This window comes from [Flexibacter] sp. ATCC 35103 (assembly GCF_001975985.1).
In the GTDB taxonomy this organism is placed as follows: domain Bacteria; phylum Bacteroidota; class Bacteroidia; order Flavobacteriales; family Flavobacteriaceae; genus Flavobacterium.
In genome coordinates, this window is record NZ_MTQF01000009.1 from 103,885 (window position 1) to 122,402 (window position 18,518).

Annotated in this window: 10 protein-coding genes; all 10 read left to right on the forward strand. The window is 32.4% G+C overall.

Annotation, left to right across the window (positions count from 1 at the left end; genetic code table 11):
• Positions 1–2: 2 nt before the first annotated feature.
• The 10 genes from BXU01_RS18320 to BXU01_RS18375 all read left to right on the forward strand — a co-directional run bounded on the left by BXU01_RS18320 (position 3) and on the right by BXU01_RS18375 (position 18,264).
• Positions 3–1,463: a glycoside hydrolase family 125 protein gene (locus BXU01_RS18320; RefSeq protein WP_083694532.1), complete on the forward strand. Its 1,461-nt coding sequence runs from the start codon at positions 3–5 to the stop codon at positions 1,461–1,463.
• A 180-nt stretch (positions 1,464–1,643) separates the two neighbouring features.
• A complete protein-coding gene (locus tag BXU01_RS18325; protein ID WP_083694529.1) occupies positions 1,644–2,552 on the forward strand; it encodes an ROK family protein in 909 nt (302 codons plus the stop codon).
• A gap of 179 nt (positions 2,553–2,731) precedes the next feature.
• A complete protein-coding gene (locus tag BXU01_RS18330; protein WP_083694527.1) occupies positions 2,732–3,742 on the forward strand; it encodes an isoaspartyl peptidase/L-asparaginase family protein in 1,011 nt (336 codons plus the stop codon).
• Between the two features lie 468 nt (positions 3,743–4,210).
• Positions 4,211–6,199: a fibronectin type III domain-containing protein gene (locus BXU01_RS18335; protein ID WP_206196628.1), complete on the forward strand. Its 1,989-nt coding sequence runs from the start codon at positions 4,211–4,213 to the stop codon at positions 6,197–6,199.
• A gap of 4 nt (positions 6,200–6,203) precedes the next feature.
• Complete coding sequence (locus BXU01_RS18340; RefSeq protein ID WP_083694521.1) at positions 6,204–11,384, forward strand: T9SS type A sorting domain-containing protein; 5,181 nt, start codon at positions 6,204–6,206, stop codon at positions 11,382–11,384.
• 3 nt (positions 11,385–11,387) lie between these two features.
• Positions 11,388–14,486, forward strand: a complete 3,099-nt coding sequence (locus BXU01_RS18345; protein ID WP_083694519.1) for a fibronectin type III domain-containing protein — start codon at positions 11,388–11,390, stop codon at positions 14,484–14,486.
• Positions 14,464–14,958, forward strand: a complete 495-nt coding sequence (locus BXU01_RS18350; protein ID WP_083694516.1) for a hypothetical protein — start codon at positions 14,464–14,466, stop codon at positions 14,956–14,958. The genes BXU01_RS18345 and BXU01_RS18350 overlap by 23 nt, the downstream gene beginning before the upstream one ends.
• A 2-nt stretch (positions 14,959–14,960) precedes the next feature.
• Positions 14,961–15,659, forward strand: coding sequence for a hypothetical protein (locus BXU01_RS18355; RefSeq protein ID WP_083694514.1), 699 nt, complete (start codon positions 14,961–14,963; stop codon positions 15,657–15,659).
• Between the two features lies 1 nt (position 15,660).
• On the forward strand, positions 15,661–16,227 hold the full coding sequence (locus BXU01_RS18360; RefSeq protein ID WP_083694511.1) for a hypothetical protein: 567 nt from the start codon (positions 15,661–15,663) through the stop codon (positions 16,225–16,227).
• 1,602 nt (positions 16,228–17,829) lie between these two features.
• Complete coding sequence (locus BXU01_RS18375; RefSeq protein ID WP_083694504.1) at positions 17,830–18,264, forward strand: hypothetical protein; 435 nt, start codon at positions 17,830–17,832, stop codon at positions 18,262–18,264.
• Positions 18,265–18,518: the final 254 nt, after the last annotated feature.

Sequence of the window (18,518 nt, forward strand, 5' to 3'; positions counted from 1 at the left end):
CTATGCAATCACGTAGAAAATTTATAAAAAACACAGGGATTTTTTCAGCAGGATTATTAGCACTTCAAACCGATGTTTTCGGGATGAATTCAGATACTTTCAATTTCGCCTTAAAAGATTTTATTACCAAAAGACCACCTTTAGCCGAAAGAAAATTTACGAGTAAAGCTGTTGAGGCCGCAATCGTAAGAATCAAAAAGCAAATTGCAAATCCGGAATTGGCGTGGTTGTTTGAAAACTGTTTCCCAAACACATTAGACACAACCGTAGATTTTGAAATCATCGACGGAAAACCTGATACATATGTAATTACAGGAGATATCGATGCGATGTGGTTGCGTGATAGTACAGCGCAGATTTGGCCCTATATTCCGTTTGTCAAAGAAGATAAAAAATTGGCAGAATTGGTAAAAGGGGTTATCAATCGCCAAACCAAATGTATTTTACTTGATCCTTATGCAAACGCTTTTTATAAAGATTTTAATCAGGTAAGCGAATGGAAAAATGATATGACCAAAATGCAGCCTGGAATTCACGAACGCAAATGGGAAATTGACAGTTTGTGTTATCCAATACGATTGGCGCATGGCTATTGGAAGGAAACCGGAGACATCAGTTTGTTTGACAGTAAGTGGAAAGAAGCAATGCTTTTGGTTATTCAAACTTTCAAAGAACAACAACGCTGGACAGATAAAGGACCTTACAACTTCCAGAGAGTAACAGCTTGGGCTACAGATGGCGTACCTTTGGGAGGTTACGGATATCCTGTAAAACCATGCGGATTAATCGTTTCGACTTTTAGACCAAGTGACGATAGTACTTTGTTCGGGTATTTAATTCCGAGTAATATGTTTGCGATTGAAGTGCTTGGGTATCTTCAGGAAATTTTCTCTTTGCCAGCATTAAAAGATGATAATTTAGTAGCTAAAGCCAAAGAATTACAAGGACAAGTTCAGAAAGGATTAGAAGAAAACGGAATTATCGATCATCCAAAATTCGGAAAAATCATTGCTTTTGAAGTCAATGGTTACGGAAGTTTTCATATGATGGATGATGCTAATGTTCCTTCGTTATTATCATTACCGTATTTAGGCGCAATTGAGCCGGATAATCAGCTTTATCTGAATACCAGAAAAGTCGTGCTTTCAGAAAATAATCCGTTTTTCTATAAAGGAAAAGCGGGCGAAGGAGTTGGAGGTCCGCACACCGGAGTAGATACAATATGGCCAATGAGTATTGTTTTAAGAGCGATTACCAGTGTAGATGAAAATGAAATAAAACATTGTATCAGCAATTTGATTAAAACAAACGCCGATACAGGATTTATGCACGAATCTTTCCACAAAGACGATGTAACAAAGTTTACCAGAAAATGGTTTGCGTGGGCCAACACACTATTTGGAGAAATGATTGTTCATACCAGCATTCATTATCCCCAAATCTTAAAAGATAAAAACCTTTAAAATAAAATATCTGCCGTTAAAGAATCAGTAAAAATTAAGTTTTTTAAAATCAGGAAAAAATTACCCTTAAGAAATTAAGAAAAATTAAGCAGTCAGACTTAGTTTCTTAAGGATTTAAAAAATGAGAATCAAACTTAAAATTTCTTAATCTCTTAATGGTTCAATTCAAAAAAACAAAGAATGAATAAAGAATATGCCGTAGGAATTGATATTGGAGGCACACATATTACCACTGCTATTATAGATGTTAAAAACATGAAAGTAGTTGATCTTTCATTACATAAAGAATCATTTGACTCTAATTTGCCTGTAGATGAGGTAATGTCTATTTGGGAAAAAGCAATCCGTACTTCGATCAAAAATTCTAAAGTAGAAAATGTAATAGGATTATCAGTTTGTATGCCCGGTCCGTTTGATTATGAAAACGGAATTTGCTGGATAAAGGACCAGTCTAAATATGAACATTTTTACGGACTTAATGTTCGTTATTTATTTCAGGGGACGCTTAACCTGACAAGCAATTTTCCTATTCTGTTTGAAAATGATGCTGTTTGTTTCGGAAAAGGAGAAGTGTATAAAGATGCTCAAAATTTGTCTAAAAAAATAATGGCAATCACATTGGGCACCGGACTTGGAGCTTGTTTTATAGATAAAGGAGTTTCAATTGCTGCCGGAGAATCAGTGCCGGCAGATGGAGAAATTTATAACCTTGCTTTTAAGGAAAGTATTGCCGAAGATTATGTTTCGGCGAGAGGACTTTTACGACGTTATAAAAATTTAACGGGCAAAAATGCAAACAACGGATTAGAGATCTATAATCTGGCTGTTGACGGCGATGCAAATGCGGTAAAAGTATTTGAAGAAATGGGCGAAGATTTGGCCACAATAGTTATTCCGTGGTTACAAAAATTTGATGCCGACGGATTTGTTATTGGAGGGAAAATTGCAAATGCAAGCGAATTTTTTCTGCCTGCTTTCCATAAAAAAATTAAAGAAGCCGGAATCGAAATTACGGTTTCTATTTCTAAAGATAATGAAGAGGCAGCTTTAATTGGCGCTGTTAGTTTGCTTTATACAGCTAAGTTATAAACCATATAAGTTATATAAGTTCATGTAAAAGAATTTTTGAAAATTTGGCTTTAATTTTTTAGAAAGATATAAATGCCTGGAAATGTTCTAAATATTACTTATATAATTTAATTTTGAGTAACTATAACAGCCATCTTAAATGATCTTATATAACTTATATGGTTTAAAAATATTTTAATATGACACATTCAAATCGCAGAAATTTTATAAAAACGGCAGCAATAGCTTCAGTTGCTGTGGCATTGCAATCATTTAATTCAAATGATTCAAATTCAGAAGAAGAAAAAATACTGGTTTCCAAAAAAGGCAAAAAGCCAATTGTACTTTCGACCTGGCGATTTGGAATTCAGGCAAATGAAGCCGCATGGGAAGTTCTAAAAAATAAAGGAACCGCCCTGGATGCTGTCGAAGCAGGAGTTAAAATTCCCGAAGGCGACCCAAAAGAAAGAAGCGTAGGTTATGGCGGACGTCCGGATAGAGATGGTCGTGTAACGTTAGACGCTTGTATTATGGATGAAAATGCCAATATAGGTTCTGTTGCCTGTTTAGAATATATAAAACATCCCATCTCTGTTGCGAGAGCTGTAATGGAAAAAACGCCTCATGTAATGCTGGTTGGTGACGGAGCTTTGCAATTTGCTTTATCACAAGGATTCAAGAAAGAAAACTTATTGCTCGAAGAATCTGAAAAAGAATGGAAAGAATGGTTGAAAGACAGCAAATACAAACCAATTGCCAATATCGAAAACCATGATACAATTGGAATGATTGCGCTGGATGCCAACGGAAATCTTTCTGGCGCGTGTACCACAAGCGGAATGGCTTTCAAGATGCACGGGCGTGTTGGTGATTCCCCAATTATTGGTGCAGGCTTGTACGTCGATAACGAAATTGGAGCTGCCACAGCAACAGGTCACGGCGAAGAGGTCATCAGGATTACAGGCTGTCATTTAGTAGTGGAGTTAATGCGACAAGGCAAATCTCCTCAAAAAGCATGTGAAGAAGCTGTAGCCAGAATCGTAAAGCTGACTAAGAATAGAAATAAAGATTTAAAAGATATTCAGGTAGGTTTTATTGCCCTGAACAAAGCCGGAGAATACGGTTCATATTGTGTTCAGGGCGGTTTTAATTATGCCGTTTTTGATGATACAGGAAATAAATTAATCGATGCTGATTATTTCCTGAAATAAGATACTTAATTAGAGTATTGTTTTTTTAGAATGCGCAAAGGTCTTTTTGATTTTTGTGCATTTTTTATGGGGTTAGTTTTAGTTATAAACGTTAAAATTAGAAAATAAAATATTTAAATAGTTTAAAATATAAGATTTATCCTAAATTTGTATTTTAGTAACCGTAATCGTATAATTTATAAATTATCAACAACTAATTTGTAAGAATTTAAACAGATAAAAAGTGTAAAAAATTAGAATAATGAGGTTTACGAAATTGACTTTTTTGATCAAAAAACACTTTCGGAATTTTGTCCTATTAATATGCTTTTTATTTTATAAATAATTGTTTGTCAGTTGATATAAAATACTATTTTTGCGTTTTTTTAACATGGAAAAAATTACATCTTAATGCCTAAATTCAAGTTTCTTTTTTTATTATTATTCTTTATTTCGATATCATATTCTCAAACTAAACGTGCTACCGTTATGGTCAATGCAAGAGCACAAAAAGATAAGATTTTGATACGCTGGGCAGTTAACTCTCCTAGCGAATGGCAAAAAGCAAATAAAAAAGGATTTATAGTAACCAGAACCACCATATTACGTGATGGAAATGTTTTACAAAAACCTGAAAAAATAGTACTTACCCCAAAACCATTACTTCCTGAACCGCTGGATTCATGGATGGACCTGGTACAAAAAGACAATAATGCCGCTATTATAGCGCAATCTATTTACGGAGAAAGCTTTGAAGTAACTGCCGCTAAAGAAGGAGATCTGGCTAAAATAGTAAATATGGCTGATGAACTCGATCAGCGTTTTACATTTGCTTTATACGCCGCAGATATGAGTTTTACCGGAGCAGTAAAAGCAGGTTGGGGACTGGTGGATACCAACGTAAAGCAAAATGAAGTTTATGCGTATCAGGTAAGTGTTTTCGAAAGTCCAAAGGTTAAGGAATCCTCTTATATGATAGGATTAAAAGATTATAGTACACTTCCTGCACCAACTGATTTTATTGCAGTTCCTGACGACAAACAAGTACTGCTTTCCTGGGACTACCAAACCTTTAAAAGAATTTATACGTCATACATGGTGGAGAAATCTTCAGACGGAATCAATTTTGCCCCAATAGCCGCAACGCCATTGGTCAACCTGAATGATAAAGACGAACATCCGTCAAAAAGCATGTATTATATTGATACGCTGAGTGTAAACGATAAAGTATATCAATACAGGGTATACGGTATCACAGCATTTGGAGAAAAAGGAGAAATTTCAAAACCTATTACGGCAACAGGAGTAGCAGCAATAGTAACGCCGGCAAGACTGGTAGATTATAATATTGTAAACACCAACGAAGTTAATCTGGAATGGGATTATCCTGCAGCATCAGAAGGTTTTATTCAGGGGTACGAAATTAATTTGGCAGATAATGATAAAGGACCTTATAAAGTAGTTTCTAAAATTATTCCGCCATCCCAGAGAAAACTCAATTATAAAGAAAATTTATATCCCTCGAATTATTTTACCATCTCTGTTGTAGGCAAAAATAATCAGCGATTAACCTCTCAAAGTATGCTCGTTCAGCCAGTAGATTCTATTCCGCCGGCAAAGCCTACAGGTCTTGAAGGTGTAATAGACAGCCTTGGAGTCGTTCGGTTAAAATGGAAAGCAAACACTGAAAAAGATTTAAGAGGATATCGAATTTTAAAAGCCAATAATAAAGGAGAAGAGTTTGTAGATATCTACCATCAATCGTATGTGGGTACTGATTATAAAGACAGCGTAAGCCTGAAAATGACGAATAGCAAAGTGTATTACAGACTTGCTGCTGAGGATATGCGTTTTAATATTTCGGACTTGTCTGATGTATTGGCTTTAGACAAACCGGATAAAATTCCGCCTGCCGCACCTATTTTTAAAGATTACGATAATAAAGATGGCAAAGTACATCTTAAATGGATTCGCAGTTATAGCGAAGATGTCGTAGGATATAGCTTAAGAAGGAGGGAGAAAGGACAAGAAAAATGGCTGGAAATTAAACAGATAAATGATACCATTCAGGAATTTACAGATGATAAGGTAGAGAATAAAAAAATATACCAATATGCTATTCTGGCTAAGGACAAAAGCAATCTCTGGTCGTCATTAGATCATTCGACCGTAACGGTAAATGTTTTGAATTTTACACCAGTCAAAGTCATTACATTTTTGCAGGGAGTGGCTGACAGAGAAAATAAAAAAATAGTCCTGACCTGGGATTATGCAAAAAACAAAGGCAAAGTCTTGGGAGTAAGTATTTATAAAAATACAAAAGGAACTCCGCCAACGTTGTGGAAGGAATTGAACAGCAATGTTTTGACTTTAGAAGATAAAAATTTAAACATCAATCAGGAACTCGAATACCATTTTGTTCCTAATTTAGAAAGTGATAGTCCTGCAAAAGCAGAAACCCTAACCGTTATATATTAAGCCTATGAAGAAGATTTACTTATTGATAATTTTATTGGTTTCAGGATTTGGTTTTGCGCAGGTAAATTTAAGCGGAACCGCAAATTATGCATTAAAAATTAGCGGACAAGTAGGAGCTGATGGAAGCTCGTGTGGAAATAATGTAACGAGAGGTTTACAATGGGTCGCATCTATAGATAAAAATAATGCTGCTAAAACAATTGTTCAGGGGTCAGCATCTTATCCAAATAATGGAAACGGATTAACAGATCAAACATTTGCTCCCGCTATTGTAACTTTTAAAGAAAATGACAAAATAAAAGAAATTAAAATTAGGACTACAAAACGAGATAGAGGAACTGGAGGATGTAAGGATGTACAATATAGCGATGCATCTATTTCAGTAACAACAGATAATTACAGTCAATATTTTAATTTTTCAGATTTAGGTTTAAATCAGTCAGGAAATATTCAGGTTGATGTATATCCCGTTATTGATTTAATTAATCCTGTTGCTATCAATAATATAGTTGGTACGGAAAGTTCTATTGTTGTTCCGCCAATAACCGGGATAGATCAAAAGTATTTTAATTGGATGTATCATATTGATGGAGAACAAGAAAGGGTTCGAGTTGGTATAAGATGGGTTTATAGGGATGTTTGGAGAAGTTTGCCTGCTGAATATCAGGGTAAAAACTCATTGAATATATTGTGTAAAAACTTTTTAGCTATTGAAGCAGTTGGTAAAAAAATCACTTTAAGAGCAAATGCTACTGGTACAAGAGTCGAATTACTTTATGCTAAATCAGCTCCGCATATTGCTTCAGTCGATGCTGTTCAAACCAGATGTTTTGATACTCAGGATGGAAGGGCAATAATAAAATTTAGCTCAAAATTAGTAACAGGAGAAACTTTAAGATGCTCTGTTAAAAGTTATGATCCTGATACAGGTCAACCACAAGAAACATTTTACTCAACACCAGATGGAGAATCAATTACAATTGGAGATGATTTAACATACGAAATTCCGGTTGATTTTCCAAAAGGAAAGTATCTTATTGCATTGATAGGCTGGTACAAAGAGCCAAACAAAACGGGTGCAAATACGTATGTAATGGATCCTGAACACCAGAAGGAATTCATTATAACCTCGCCTACTCCGGTTGATTTTTCTATTACCAAAAAAAATGATATTAATTGTTTTGGTGGTAAAGATGGGGCAATTGATATAGTGGCTACAGGAGGTATTGATAATGGTATCTATCAATATTCATCAAATGCAGGTTCTTGGATTACTTTTTTAAATGGTGATAAAACTACAATCTCCGGTCTTGGTTTAGGTACTTATGCTGTAAAAGTGAGAAAATTAAAAAATTCTACTGATACTGTAGGTTGTATAGCAAAGGATGCAGATGATAATGAGAAAGTATTACCAGAAACTATTAGTCAGCCTGATAGTGCACTTCAGTTAGTTAAAATTACACCATTTAATCCTACTTTTAATAAAGCCGAAAACGGTAAAATTGTAGCTTTAGTTACCGGAGGAACTCTAATTAACGGAAATTCGTATTCGTACCAATGGAAAAACAGTAAAAATGACGTTATAGATGCCAGTAAAACATCCACACAATTTTTGAATAATATTGTTACGATTTCCTTAAATAATGTACCGGAAGATACGTATACCTTATTCGTTAAAGATCAAAGAAATTGTACTTTAGATCCTGTTGCGATACCTTCTTTGGTGGTTATTTTAGATGATCCGGAACCCATCGAAATAACATTAGAAACTATTCAGGGAATTTCTTGTAATACGGCAAATTTAGATCCGGTTAAAAATCGTGATAAATCGTCAGACGCTATTATAAAGGCAACCGTAAAAGGAGGAATTCAGTTTGTAGCACCTGCAAATAACGGGTTACCTTATAAATTTACTTGGTCAAAATACAATACGGTAACAAAATTATGGGATAAGTTAGAAGATTATAAAACAGCTACTGCTAATGAATTTAGCGAAGGAGACTATTCGCTAAATGTTGAAGATGCAAACGGAATCGTTCAGGGAACTTATAATACGACAGATTTAGTAACAGCAATTCCAGCGATAGAAAAAATTGCAGAACCTGCACAACTTGTATTGGCATTTACCTCAGGAGATGTTTCCTGTTATGAGGGCAATAACGGTTGGGCAATAGCAAGCGTTACAAAAGGAAAAGCACCGTATAAATACACATGGTATGGCGTAGATGGAGGAACTATCGACGAAAATAAAATAGCAAAGCTAGTAAAAGGAGAATATTTTGTTGAAGTAACAGATGATAATGGCTGTTTTGTAAAAGGCAGTATTGTCATTGACGGACCAACAGCTCCTGTAAAAATCTCCTATAAAGAAATTTTTACCCCTACTTTTTCAGGTGCGACCAATGGTAGAATTATAGCAGAAATTACCGGAGGAACACCATTTGATCCAGCATTGAATAATGGGAAATTATACAATTACGAATGGAAAAATACAGCAGGAACAGTACAAACTGTCACTGCCGCAGTAGAAAACGGAATTTATACGATTACCTTAAACGGAGTTCCGGCTGATGATTATTTTTTAACCATTAAAGATAAAAATTATGACGAAGCAACCAGTCAAATCGTTAATTGCTCCATATTAGAGTCAAAAGTGACACTAAACGAACCGGATCCTTTAAAAGTTGTTTTTGAGGTTGTTCGTGATATTTCGTGTAACACAAGCAACGAATTTGGCAATAGTAAAGATACAACACCAACTGATGGTCAGCGTGATGAATCGCAAGACGGAATTTTAAAGGCACATGTTTCAGGAGGAACTCCGCTTGCAGCAGATAAAAATAACGGATTACCATATTATTTTTATTGGAAAAAGCAACAACAAGATGGTACCTGGATAGCTTTAGCTGACATTACAGGCGAAACAGCATCAAATCTTTCTCACGGAAATTATGCTCTTAACGTAGAAGACAGAAACGGAATCAGGTTAGGAACTTATGTAAATAATGTATTAACTCAGGAAATTGACGTTACAAAATTTATGCAGGAACCACCAAAATTGTCTGTAACCATTACTAAAGGAAATGTTTTTTGTAATGGAGGAAACGACGGTTGGGCTACTGCAAATGTTACAGGAGGAACATTTCCTTATGAATATAAATGGTCGAATGGAGTAGAGATTGATAAAAATACAGTTCTAAAAGTGGGTACCTATACGGTATATGTTACAGATTTTAAAAAATGTACCACACAGGCAACTGTTATTATTTCAGAACCTGCTGCACCATTAGCTATTAAATATACGCAAGTTCTTGATCCGAGTTTTTACAAAGCGACTAACGGAAAAATTGTAGCAGAAGTGACCGGAGGTACTATTTTACCGGACAACACCTATTGGTTTGAATGGAAAAACAGTAAAGGAATTGTACAAACTACCACAACAGCCAGTTTTAATAATGGCGTTTACACCATCTCCCTAAACGGAGTAGGCGAGGAATTGTACAGCTTAACAGTTCGTGATGCAAATTATAATGCGGCAACAAACAAAACAAGCTGTACCGTTGCAAACTCTGTTACTGCTTTAGACGATCCGGATCCGCTTGAAGTTACTTTTGAGGTCGTTCGTACTATTTCGTGTAACGCAAGCAATGAATTTGGAAATGAAACAGATGCAAATCCGCAGGACAATCAAAGAGACGAATCTCAGGACGGAATTTTAGTAGCACATGTCAAAGGAGGAATTCAGTTAGCAGCCAATAAAAATAACGGATTACCTTATTATTATACCTGGAAAAAACAAGTTGGTAATTCCTGGATTATCTGGAACGATCATGATGAAACAGCCGAAAATATATCTAACGGAATCTATGCACTGAATATTGAAGATGCAAATGGAATAAAACTGGGAACGTATGTTAATAATATTCTGGTAAAGGAAAATGATGTCACACAAGATATGCCGGAACCTGTAAAATTACAGTTAACGTTTACCAAGTTTGATGTAGGTTGTACAACAGGAGATGACGGTTGGGCAGAAGCGCATGTTTCAGGCGGAACTCCGCCTTATACCTATGAGTGGACGAATGGCGGGACAACAGCCAAAATAGAAAACATTACCACAAACAATTACTTTGTTAAGGCAACCGATGCAAAAGGATGTATCATTCAGGGAAGTATTTTTGTAGGTGATCCTAACGGAATATTTACTACAGAAACCATCAAAAATCCTACTTGTTATAAAGGAAATGATGCCTCGATAGTATTAAATGTTACAGGCGGAAATTTACCTTACAGCTATTTATGGAATACGGGAGCCACTACCAAAGACCTGAACAATCTTACAGCAGGAAATTATGAAGTTGCTATTACCTGTCCGGATTGTTGTGTCTATAAAAAGAGATTTGTTTTAAAAGATCCCGAAGCTGTTATAGTTAATATAGGTCCTGACAGAACCTTATGTATCGATCAGAATATGGATTTAAACGCTGCAATTGCAGATCCAAAAGCACAATACAGCTGGACCTCTACAAACGGGTTCACTTCGAATGAAGCCAAAATAAATGTATCAAAAGCCGGAACCTATCACGTAAAAGTAACTTCAGGTTTAGGATGTATTGGCGAAGACGAGATTGTAATAAAAACAAGCCAGACAGCGATTAGTTCTGAGTTTTTATTGAGCTCACAAGCCTATCTGGACGAAGAAGTTATTTTAATAAATACCAGTAATCCGTTTGGCGAAAGTACCAATTGGGTCATCCCGAAAGGCGTGAAAGTAGTCGAACAAAAAGAAAAATACATCACACTTAAGTTTGATGCCACTGGTGTTTATTCTATTGGTTTAGAGCAAACGCAAGGAGAATGTTATGCCGTATACAGTAAAAATATTACCGTAGAGCAGCGAAGCGGTTTACCAAATACAGGTACAACATCGCAGTTTATTGTAGATTTTATCGTAACCCCAAACCCAAGTAATGGTAATTTTAAAGCACACATTACTTTAGAAAAAGACAGCTCAGTAAATCTAAGACTGTTCTCGACAACGGGACAAAATACAATGATCCAGAAAAACGGATCCGGGAAAAAGAAGTATGAAATAGATTTTGAGACCACATTAGGATCTGGAATGTATGTTTTAGTATTAGAAACAGGGCAACAAACACTGGTTAAAAAAATTATCATCTATTAAAAAATGAAGAACCTTTTCAAGAACATATATGTATTAGTTCTGTTACTTTTTAGTGCAGCGGGATATTCACAATTATATCCGGTTCAGGTAACACCTGTTTTTAATAGTCCGTATAGTGTCAAAATATCAGATTATGCCACTAGCATGGATACTAAAATGCAGTTGCTAATTAATCCTACAGATATTGCGATATCGCAAAGACAGGTACGTATAAAATTGTACATACAAGGTAACGGACTTAACATACAAAGCAGCGATTTTATACAAGGACAACGCCCAATTTTTATCAATGGAGGTGAATTACAAACACTGACGAATACTGATATTGCAGCACTTTTCAGGCTTGAAAACCTACAAGGAATTTCTCCCGTACAATATGCCAATCCGTTGCCGGAAGGAATGTACAATTTTTGTTTTGAGCTGTACGATTTTGTAACCAACCAGAAGATCTCACAAAAAAGCTGTGCCAGTTTATATTTGATCTTAAACGATCCGCCGTTATTAAATACGCCGCAAAAAAACGAACAAATTGCCTCGACAGAGTTTCCTAATATTTTATTTACCTGGACACCACGCCAGATCAATGCAACCAATATCTCGTATAAGTTCGAGTTAAAACAACTTATCGATCCTACATTAGATCCGCAGTTTGCGTTTCAGATGTCTCCCATTTTATATGAGGAAACCCTTTTTTCGACTGCTTTATTGTACAATTTAAGCATGCCAATTCTTACTCCCGGTCTTCGATATGCCTGGAGAGTACGCGCAATTTCTACAACGGGACTTTCAGAGAATGCTGTTTTTAAAAATGACGGATACAGCGAGATATACTCGTTTAAATATACTGCTTCATGTACCGCTCCAACGTTTTTATTAAGCGAATCCCAGAATTCTAAAAGTGTAAAAATCACCTGGCAGGGAGTGCCGGAACATACACGTTATCAGGTACAATACAAAAAACAAGATGTGCCTAATGCACAATGGTTTTCGACCAATAGTTTAAACACACAAAGTTTAATCACCAATTTAGAGCCGGGAATTACGTATCAATTTAGAGTAGGTTCAAGCTGTGATCCCGCAGCCGATGGTATTCAGTCATTTACTTATTCAGGAGTCAGCACTTTTACAACACCTGTAGAAACTAGTGGAGTTCCGGCATATAATTGTGGTATTGTGCCTCAAATTAATATTGAGAATCAAAATCCACTTTTAAATTTAATTGAAAGTGAAACTTTTAAAGCCGGGGATTTTCCAGTTACTGTTTTAGAATTGGAAGGCAATGGACCTTATACGGGAAAAGGTTATATTATAGTACCCTACTTAAATGAGACTAAAATAGCAGTACAATTTGATAACATTACGATCAATACAGATTATCAATTGATCGATGGTGTTGTTGTAACTGTTTATGACCCCGATTGGAAAAATGTGGTAGGGGATCCAGTAATAGAAGATATTTTTGATCCACAAACAGAAGGTGAAGAGGTTGCCGAGGCAAGTACAGAAGATCAAACTGAAAATAAAACGGATCCTAAAAATGTTGATGAATCTACAAATCCCGATCAGAATACAGATAATAAAGATCCAGATACAACAAATGAAAATCCTATAGTAACTACTGACCCTGTAGATAATCAAGATACTGAAACAGGAGCAGATAAGGTGAATGAACCCACAAGTCCGAACAATAATTCAGGAGTTGAAAACGCTGGTAATCCGGCGACAGGAAAGGGGTATTTTGTTGAGTATAGAAATAAAAAATATTATAATAATGATAAAATAAATATTCCTTTTAGTAGGAATGGGTTAGTTAGTAATCGATTTAAAATGAAAGAATTTGAAAAAGATATTAATGTAAAATATGAATTAAGTTATGAAAGTGAAAAAGGTGTAATATCTGAGAATGTTGGAGGCAATAACTATTTAAAGAAAATTGAATCTATAAAAGAAGCAGATTTTATATTTCGCTATGACAATACCTTTAAATATCAACTAAAATCTGTTGCTGATATTGATAAAAAGCCTGATTTGTCAAATGAAATTAATTTGATTGTTAAGCCTGTTCAATTAAAATTTTTAAAAGCAATTGATAATTCTGATAAAGATAATACTAAAAGAGTTGCTAGTGCAACACAAACATTATATTATGTAGATAAAAGTCCGAACACAAAGGATAATAGAAGAACTAAATTTTCGATTGGTTTTAGTATACCGATAGACGAGGTTCCTTCACAAAATATAAAATGGAAATTTAATGAGGATTACAAGCCAGAATATCAAGGCTTAGAATCTATGGATTATGTGTATATGTATGACAACTTAAAAGATGTAAAAGTAAAGTCAATAGTAGGGTACCCAACTGAAAGTATTATGAATGTTAATGTTAAGTGGGTTGATAAGAATGCAGTAGCTTGGTCTTTTGTTCCAGCAGGAATCAGTCAAGCTATTAATAGCTCCTTTGAGGAGATAGATGGAAATTTGAAAAAATTAGATAGATATGTAAAAATTAGCAAATTTTTAAAGCTTAAAGTTGATAAGGTTAAAATAAATGGATCAAAATATAATGAGGAAGATAGTGAGTCAAGACTTTATAAGAAAATGGAAGTATCTTCTGTTTCAGGTGGTTTTGTAGTGGAAACTCCTGAAAAAGTAATTCCAATACCAGCACTGGCTGTGTTGTCAAGGGCTGAGATAGTAGATGTAGGATTATATTTTAAAGCATCATTTGGAGTTGAGGTTGAAGGAGGTGTTGAGAGATATATATTGGCAGAGCAAACAAAATATGTTAATAATAAAAAAGCATTTTTTAAAATTGGTCCTAAAGGCACAATTACTGCAGGTATAAAAGCAGAGTTGTTAATTGCAAAAGATCAAGTAACGTTTGATGTGCGTGGTGGGGCTGAAGTAAGTTTAAAAGGGGATATAAATTACAATTTTGCCGATAAAAAATTGGCTGGAGAAATTTACTTTCCACCAGTCATTTTCTTTGCTAATGTTCAAATAGAAACTAAAGGTTTTATTGAGTTTGAATTAGTTGATTACCAAAAATCTTTAGAAGTAACAGATAAATTTACAATTTATGAGTACAACAAACAGTTTTAGTGAAAGTTTTAAGGGAATTATTATATTAGCTTTTATATCTTTTTCAACTTTTTTTATTTTTTTAATTTCATTTGAATTTTATGACAATTGTAAAATTATATATAATCAGAGTGACATAACAAAGATTAAGGTTAAAATAGATTCATTGCAGATATCAAGTAACAGAACCGGAAAATCATCATCAAACTCATCATCAAGAAATTATTATTTTAATAAAGGTTTAATTTTTCAAGTGCCGGAAACGAAAGGTTTTTTATTAAAATATGAAAATCCCACAGAACAAATTAATGATTATATGCAAAAACATAAAGACTCTTTAAATTTATGGGTTTTAAATAAGAAAGCAGTAAAATATGCTTATGATGACGAAAAAGAAATAAATGTTTCGTTAGAAGAAAGTAATAATAGGATGATTATTTTTTATTTTATCCTTTATATAATTTCAATGTTAATTATAAAATTTAAATTTTAAAAATGAATAAATCAATTATAGTACTTGTTTTATTAATTGTTTTTTGCAAAAAAACATATGCACAGAATGATCCAAATCTTATTCTTGGAAAAGAGGATGAGTCAGAGCTATCTTTCCATGTTTATGATTCTTTGGTTATAAAAAAAGATTATTTAAAATTGGAAGAGGTCAAAAATGATACTCCTGAAAATCTAATGAGATCAATACTTTCCGCAAGTAGTCAAGAATGGATTGATTATAATACATTAGGAGGAAGTATTAAATCAAGTAAAAGAAAAGAAGATTATTTTGTAAAAATTAAACAGATGAGTATTGATAAAAATTATATTAAGTTAATACATAAAGTTTCTCTTTTAATCAATAATACACCAACTGAAATAATTAAATTTTATTTTAAACAAGAAAATACCAAAGATGTATCTGGTTGTTATGTTTTACAAAAAGTTAATGATCGTTGGTATAAAGTGTCAAATAATACAACATCTAATCTTTCGATAATTGTAATGAGATTAAAAACCAATGTTCTTATTGAGTTGTTTTCAGGAAAAACATCGAATATTTTAACTAAAGAATTATATAATGCAATTAACTCGGGTGGGTATATGGACTTAAGTAAACTCGAAAATATTTTTTTTTCATGGTATAGTCCAGTTAAAAAAAATGAAAAACTTAATTTATTCATAGATTCTAAAACTTGGTAAAATGAAAAACATTTTAATCTTAATTATTCTACTAATTTTTCAAAAATCAATTAGTCAAAATAAAATTGTAACAAAAGCAAAATTTTTAAATGTTTTTGATCTTACAAATGCTTACGATTATACGCAAGAAGATAACGATACACTTATTAATAGTAAAGTAATATCAAAATTGCCCGAAAGTATATTGGAATCTGGAAAAGGGATTTCAATAAAGCTATTAACTAAAATTAAAATAATTTATAATAATGAAGAGCACATTTATATTAAATACTCTGAAAAAAGAGATAATATATCTACTTTGAAAATAATAGATATTTTATCTCTAAATGGTGCATTTATGAAGAATGAATCAGTTAATATACTTTTCGATCCAGTAAAAAAAATAATGAATTCAGTCAATGCAAATTTAATGTTTGAATTCTATAACAAAGAAGATGATGTTTCATATCCTGAGGTTAATAAATTGAAACCTCTTGTGAAATCATCAAATGGAATTCTTGATATTAATAAACTTGCAGATGTAATTGAAAAGAATAAAATAGTATTATCGAAATATTTATCAAAATAGAATAAATAACTTCCTCTGCAGATATTAGCATATTACAAAGGAATGTAAGTTTCGTATAAAAAAAATGAGAAAATTTTCTTTATTGATTTTTTAAATGGGTTTGTTATAGTTAGTAGTTCTTCACTTTACAAACAACAGATGAAGGCAGTTCGTGGATTCTTGATTATACACACGATCAGCCTATAAAAAATATCTCCTATAAAAACAATGCTATTTGGGCTATTTCATCTGATAAAATAATCAAACGCTATTTGTAATTTTTAGCAGAAAAATAAAAGATTAAAAAAATATTTACAGCCCAAAAAAAGCTGTAATGTTTTAAAATAAACTGAATGAAAAAAACTTTACTCTTACCTCGCTCTGCGAAGTCTCCTGACTTCGCAGCTATTGGTTACAAATAAGATATAAGTTCGTGTTGAATAAAAAAATAAGATACGTTCATTGACATAATAAATATACACAGTTTACTAAGATATATTGATTGAAACGCGTACTAAGTCAGGAGACTTCGCACAGCGGGGGTATTAGCACAATGGATTTTACAACATCAATATGGATATCAGCCATTTGATGATTTTTTAATATATACTGTAAAAATGAAAAAAACATGGAAAAAATAAATACTTTTTTATTACGCTTATTAGTTTCAGAAATTGGAGCAATTTTTTTTCTATTAATTTATATTGCCATTTTAATGAAAAACAATAAAATTGGTATTATTTTCATAATATTTTTTTTTATCCTCATTTTTATCTCAATTATCAACTTAATATTAGCATTATTGTTTCATGCTATGGATATTTCAAAGAAATCATCAATAATTACTTTTGTAATTACTATTACTATTATAATTATTTTATATAAGAAATCATTATGAGAATTACGAAGATCAATATCGTCCAATTAGCGAAAAATCATTTATTGGAAGAAACATAGAAGCAATACTAATTTTTTTAGGCTTAATTATAAATCAATTATTAATTGATTTATATTATATGATTTGGCAGAAAATGAAAAAATTATGGAAAAAATAAAGCTAATATTGAAACATTTTTTAATTGCAGAACTAATATCAATAGTTACAGTTATAATAAGTGGATTTTTTTTGATTAATGAAGACTCAGGAGGATTTATTTCAATATTTATTATCATTTTATATATAATTTATGTAACTAAATGGAATATATTTTTGTCTTTTGTTTTTTATTATATCAATGATAATATAACAAAAACAATCTCATTAATCAGTATTGTTATATTGTTTTTAGTAGCTATATATTTATCGTATTATCGGAATTATTATCAGAGTCTTTCCTTAGATAAATACCCTAATTCATTTATGAGGGACAATATAGATAAAGTGTTAATTTTTTTGAGCTTAATTATAAATCAATTTTTAATGAAGTTTTAATATTTAATTTGGGATAAAATCAAACTAAGAAAACATTAAGCATATGTTTAATTTAGAATGCACAGAGATGTTAAAAGAAAACAATAAGTTCATTGAGATAGAAAACATACGCAGTTTACTGAGATAATATTTGAACAAGTACTAAATCAGGAGACTTTGCACAGTTAGTGTCCATTAAATAATTAATTTAAATGAAAGCAGTAAAAATTATATGGATCCTATCAGTAGTAGTGATATTCCTTTTCAATTTGTTCTTTGATGGATATCGAATATTTGATTATGCTTTAGGTAATTATTCAGTACGGAAAATGACAATTATTAATTCTTCATACAATGTGACATCAAAAAGAAAGAGTTTGACTATTGATGGAAGTGTTAATGAAGGGAAAGTGTATTTTTCAAGATTTGATGAGGATATAAATGAATTATATAATTTTTATCCATCTCTTTCTTCGAAAATTAAAAATACTCCGATAATAAATGTTTTAAAATTTAAACATTCTAACAATGTAATATTACTTGATGATGATGAATTTATACAATGGAAAAAACATTTGCTTATTTATTGTTCTTATATGTTTTTTTCAGTAATATTTTTTATTTTATTTAAATTATATAAAAATTAAATAATAGAATAAATCTTAAAACATCATGTAAAAAGTAATATTTATCTTATTTTATGTTTTAACTTAGCAGAGTTAATAATAAATATAAAATAATAAAAAGGAGAAGTTAAATCAATCGACAGAGAAAATAAATTGTAAATCCGTGCATCAAATCCGGATAATAAAAAAGAGATGCTTGAACAAGTTAAGCAACAAAAAATAAAATTAGAAATATATAAACAAGAATAAAAAAATGAAAAAGAGAATTCTATTAG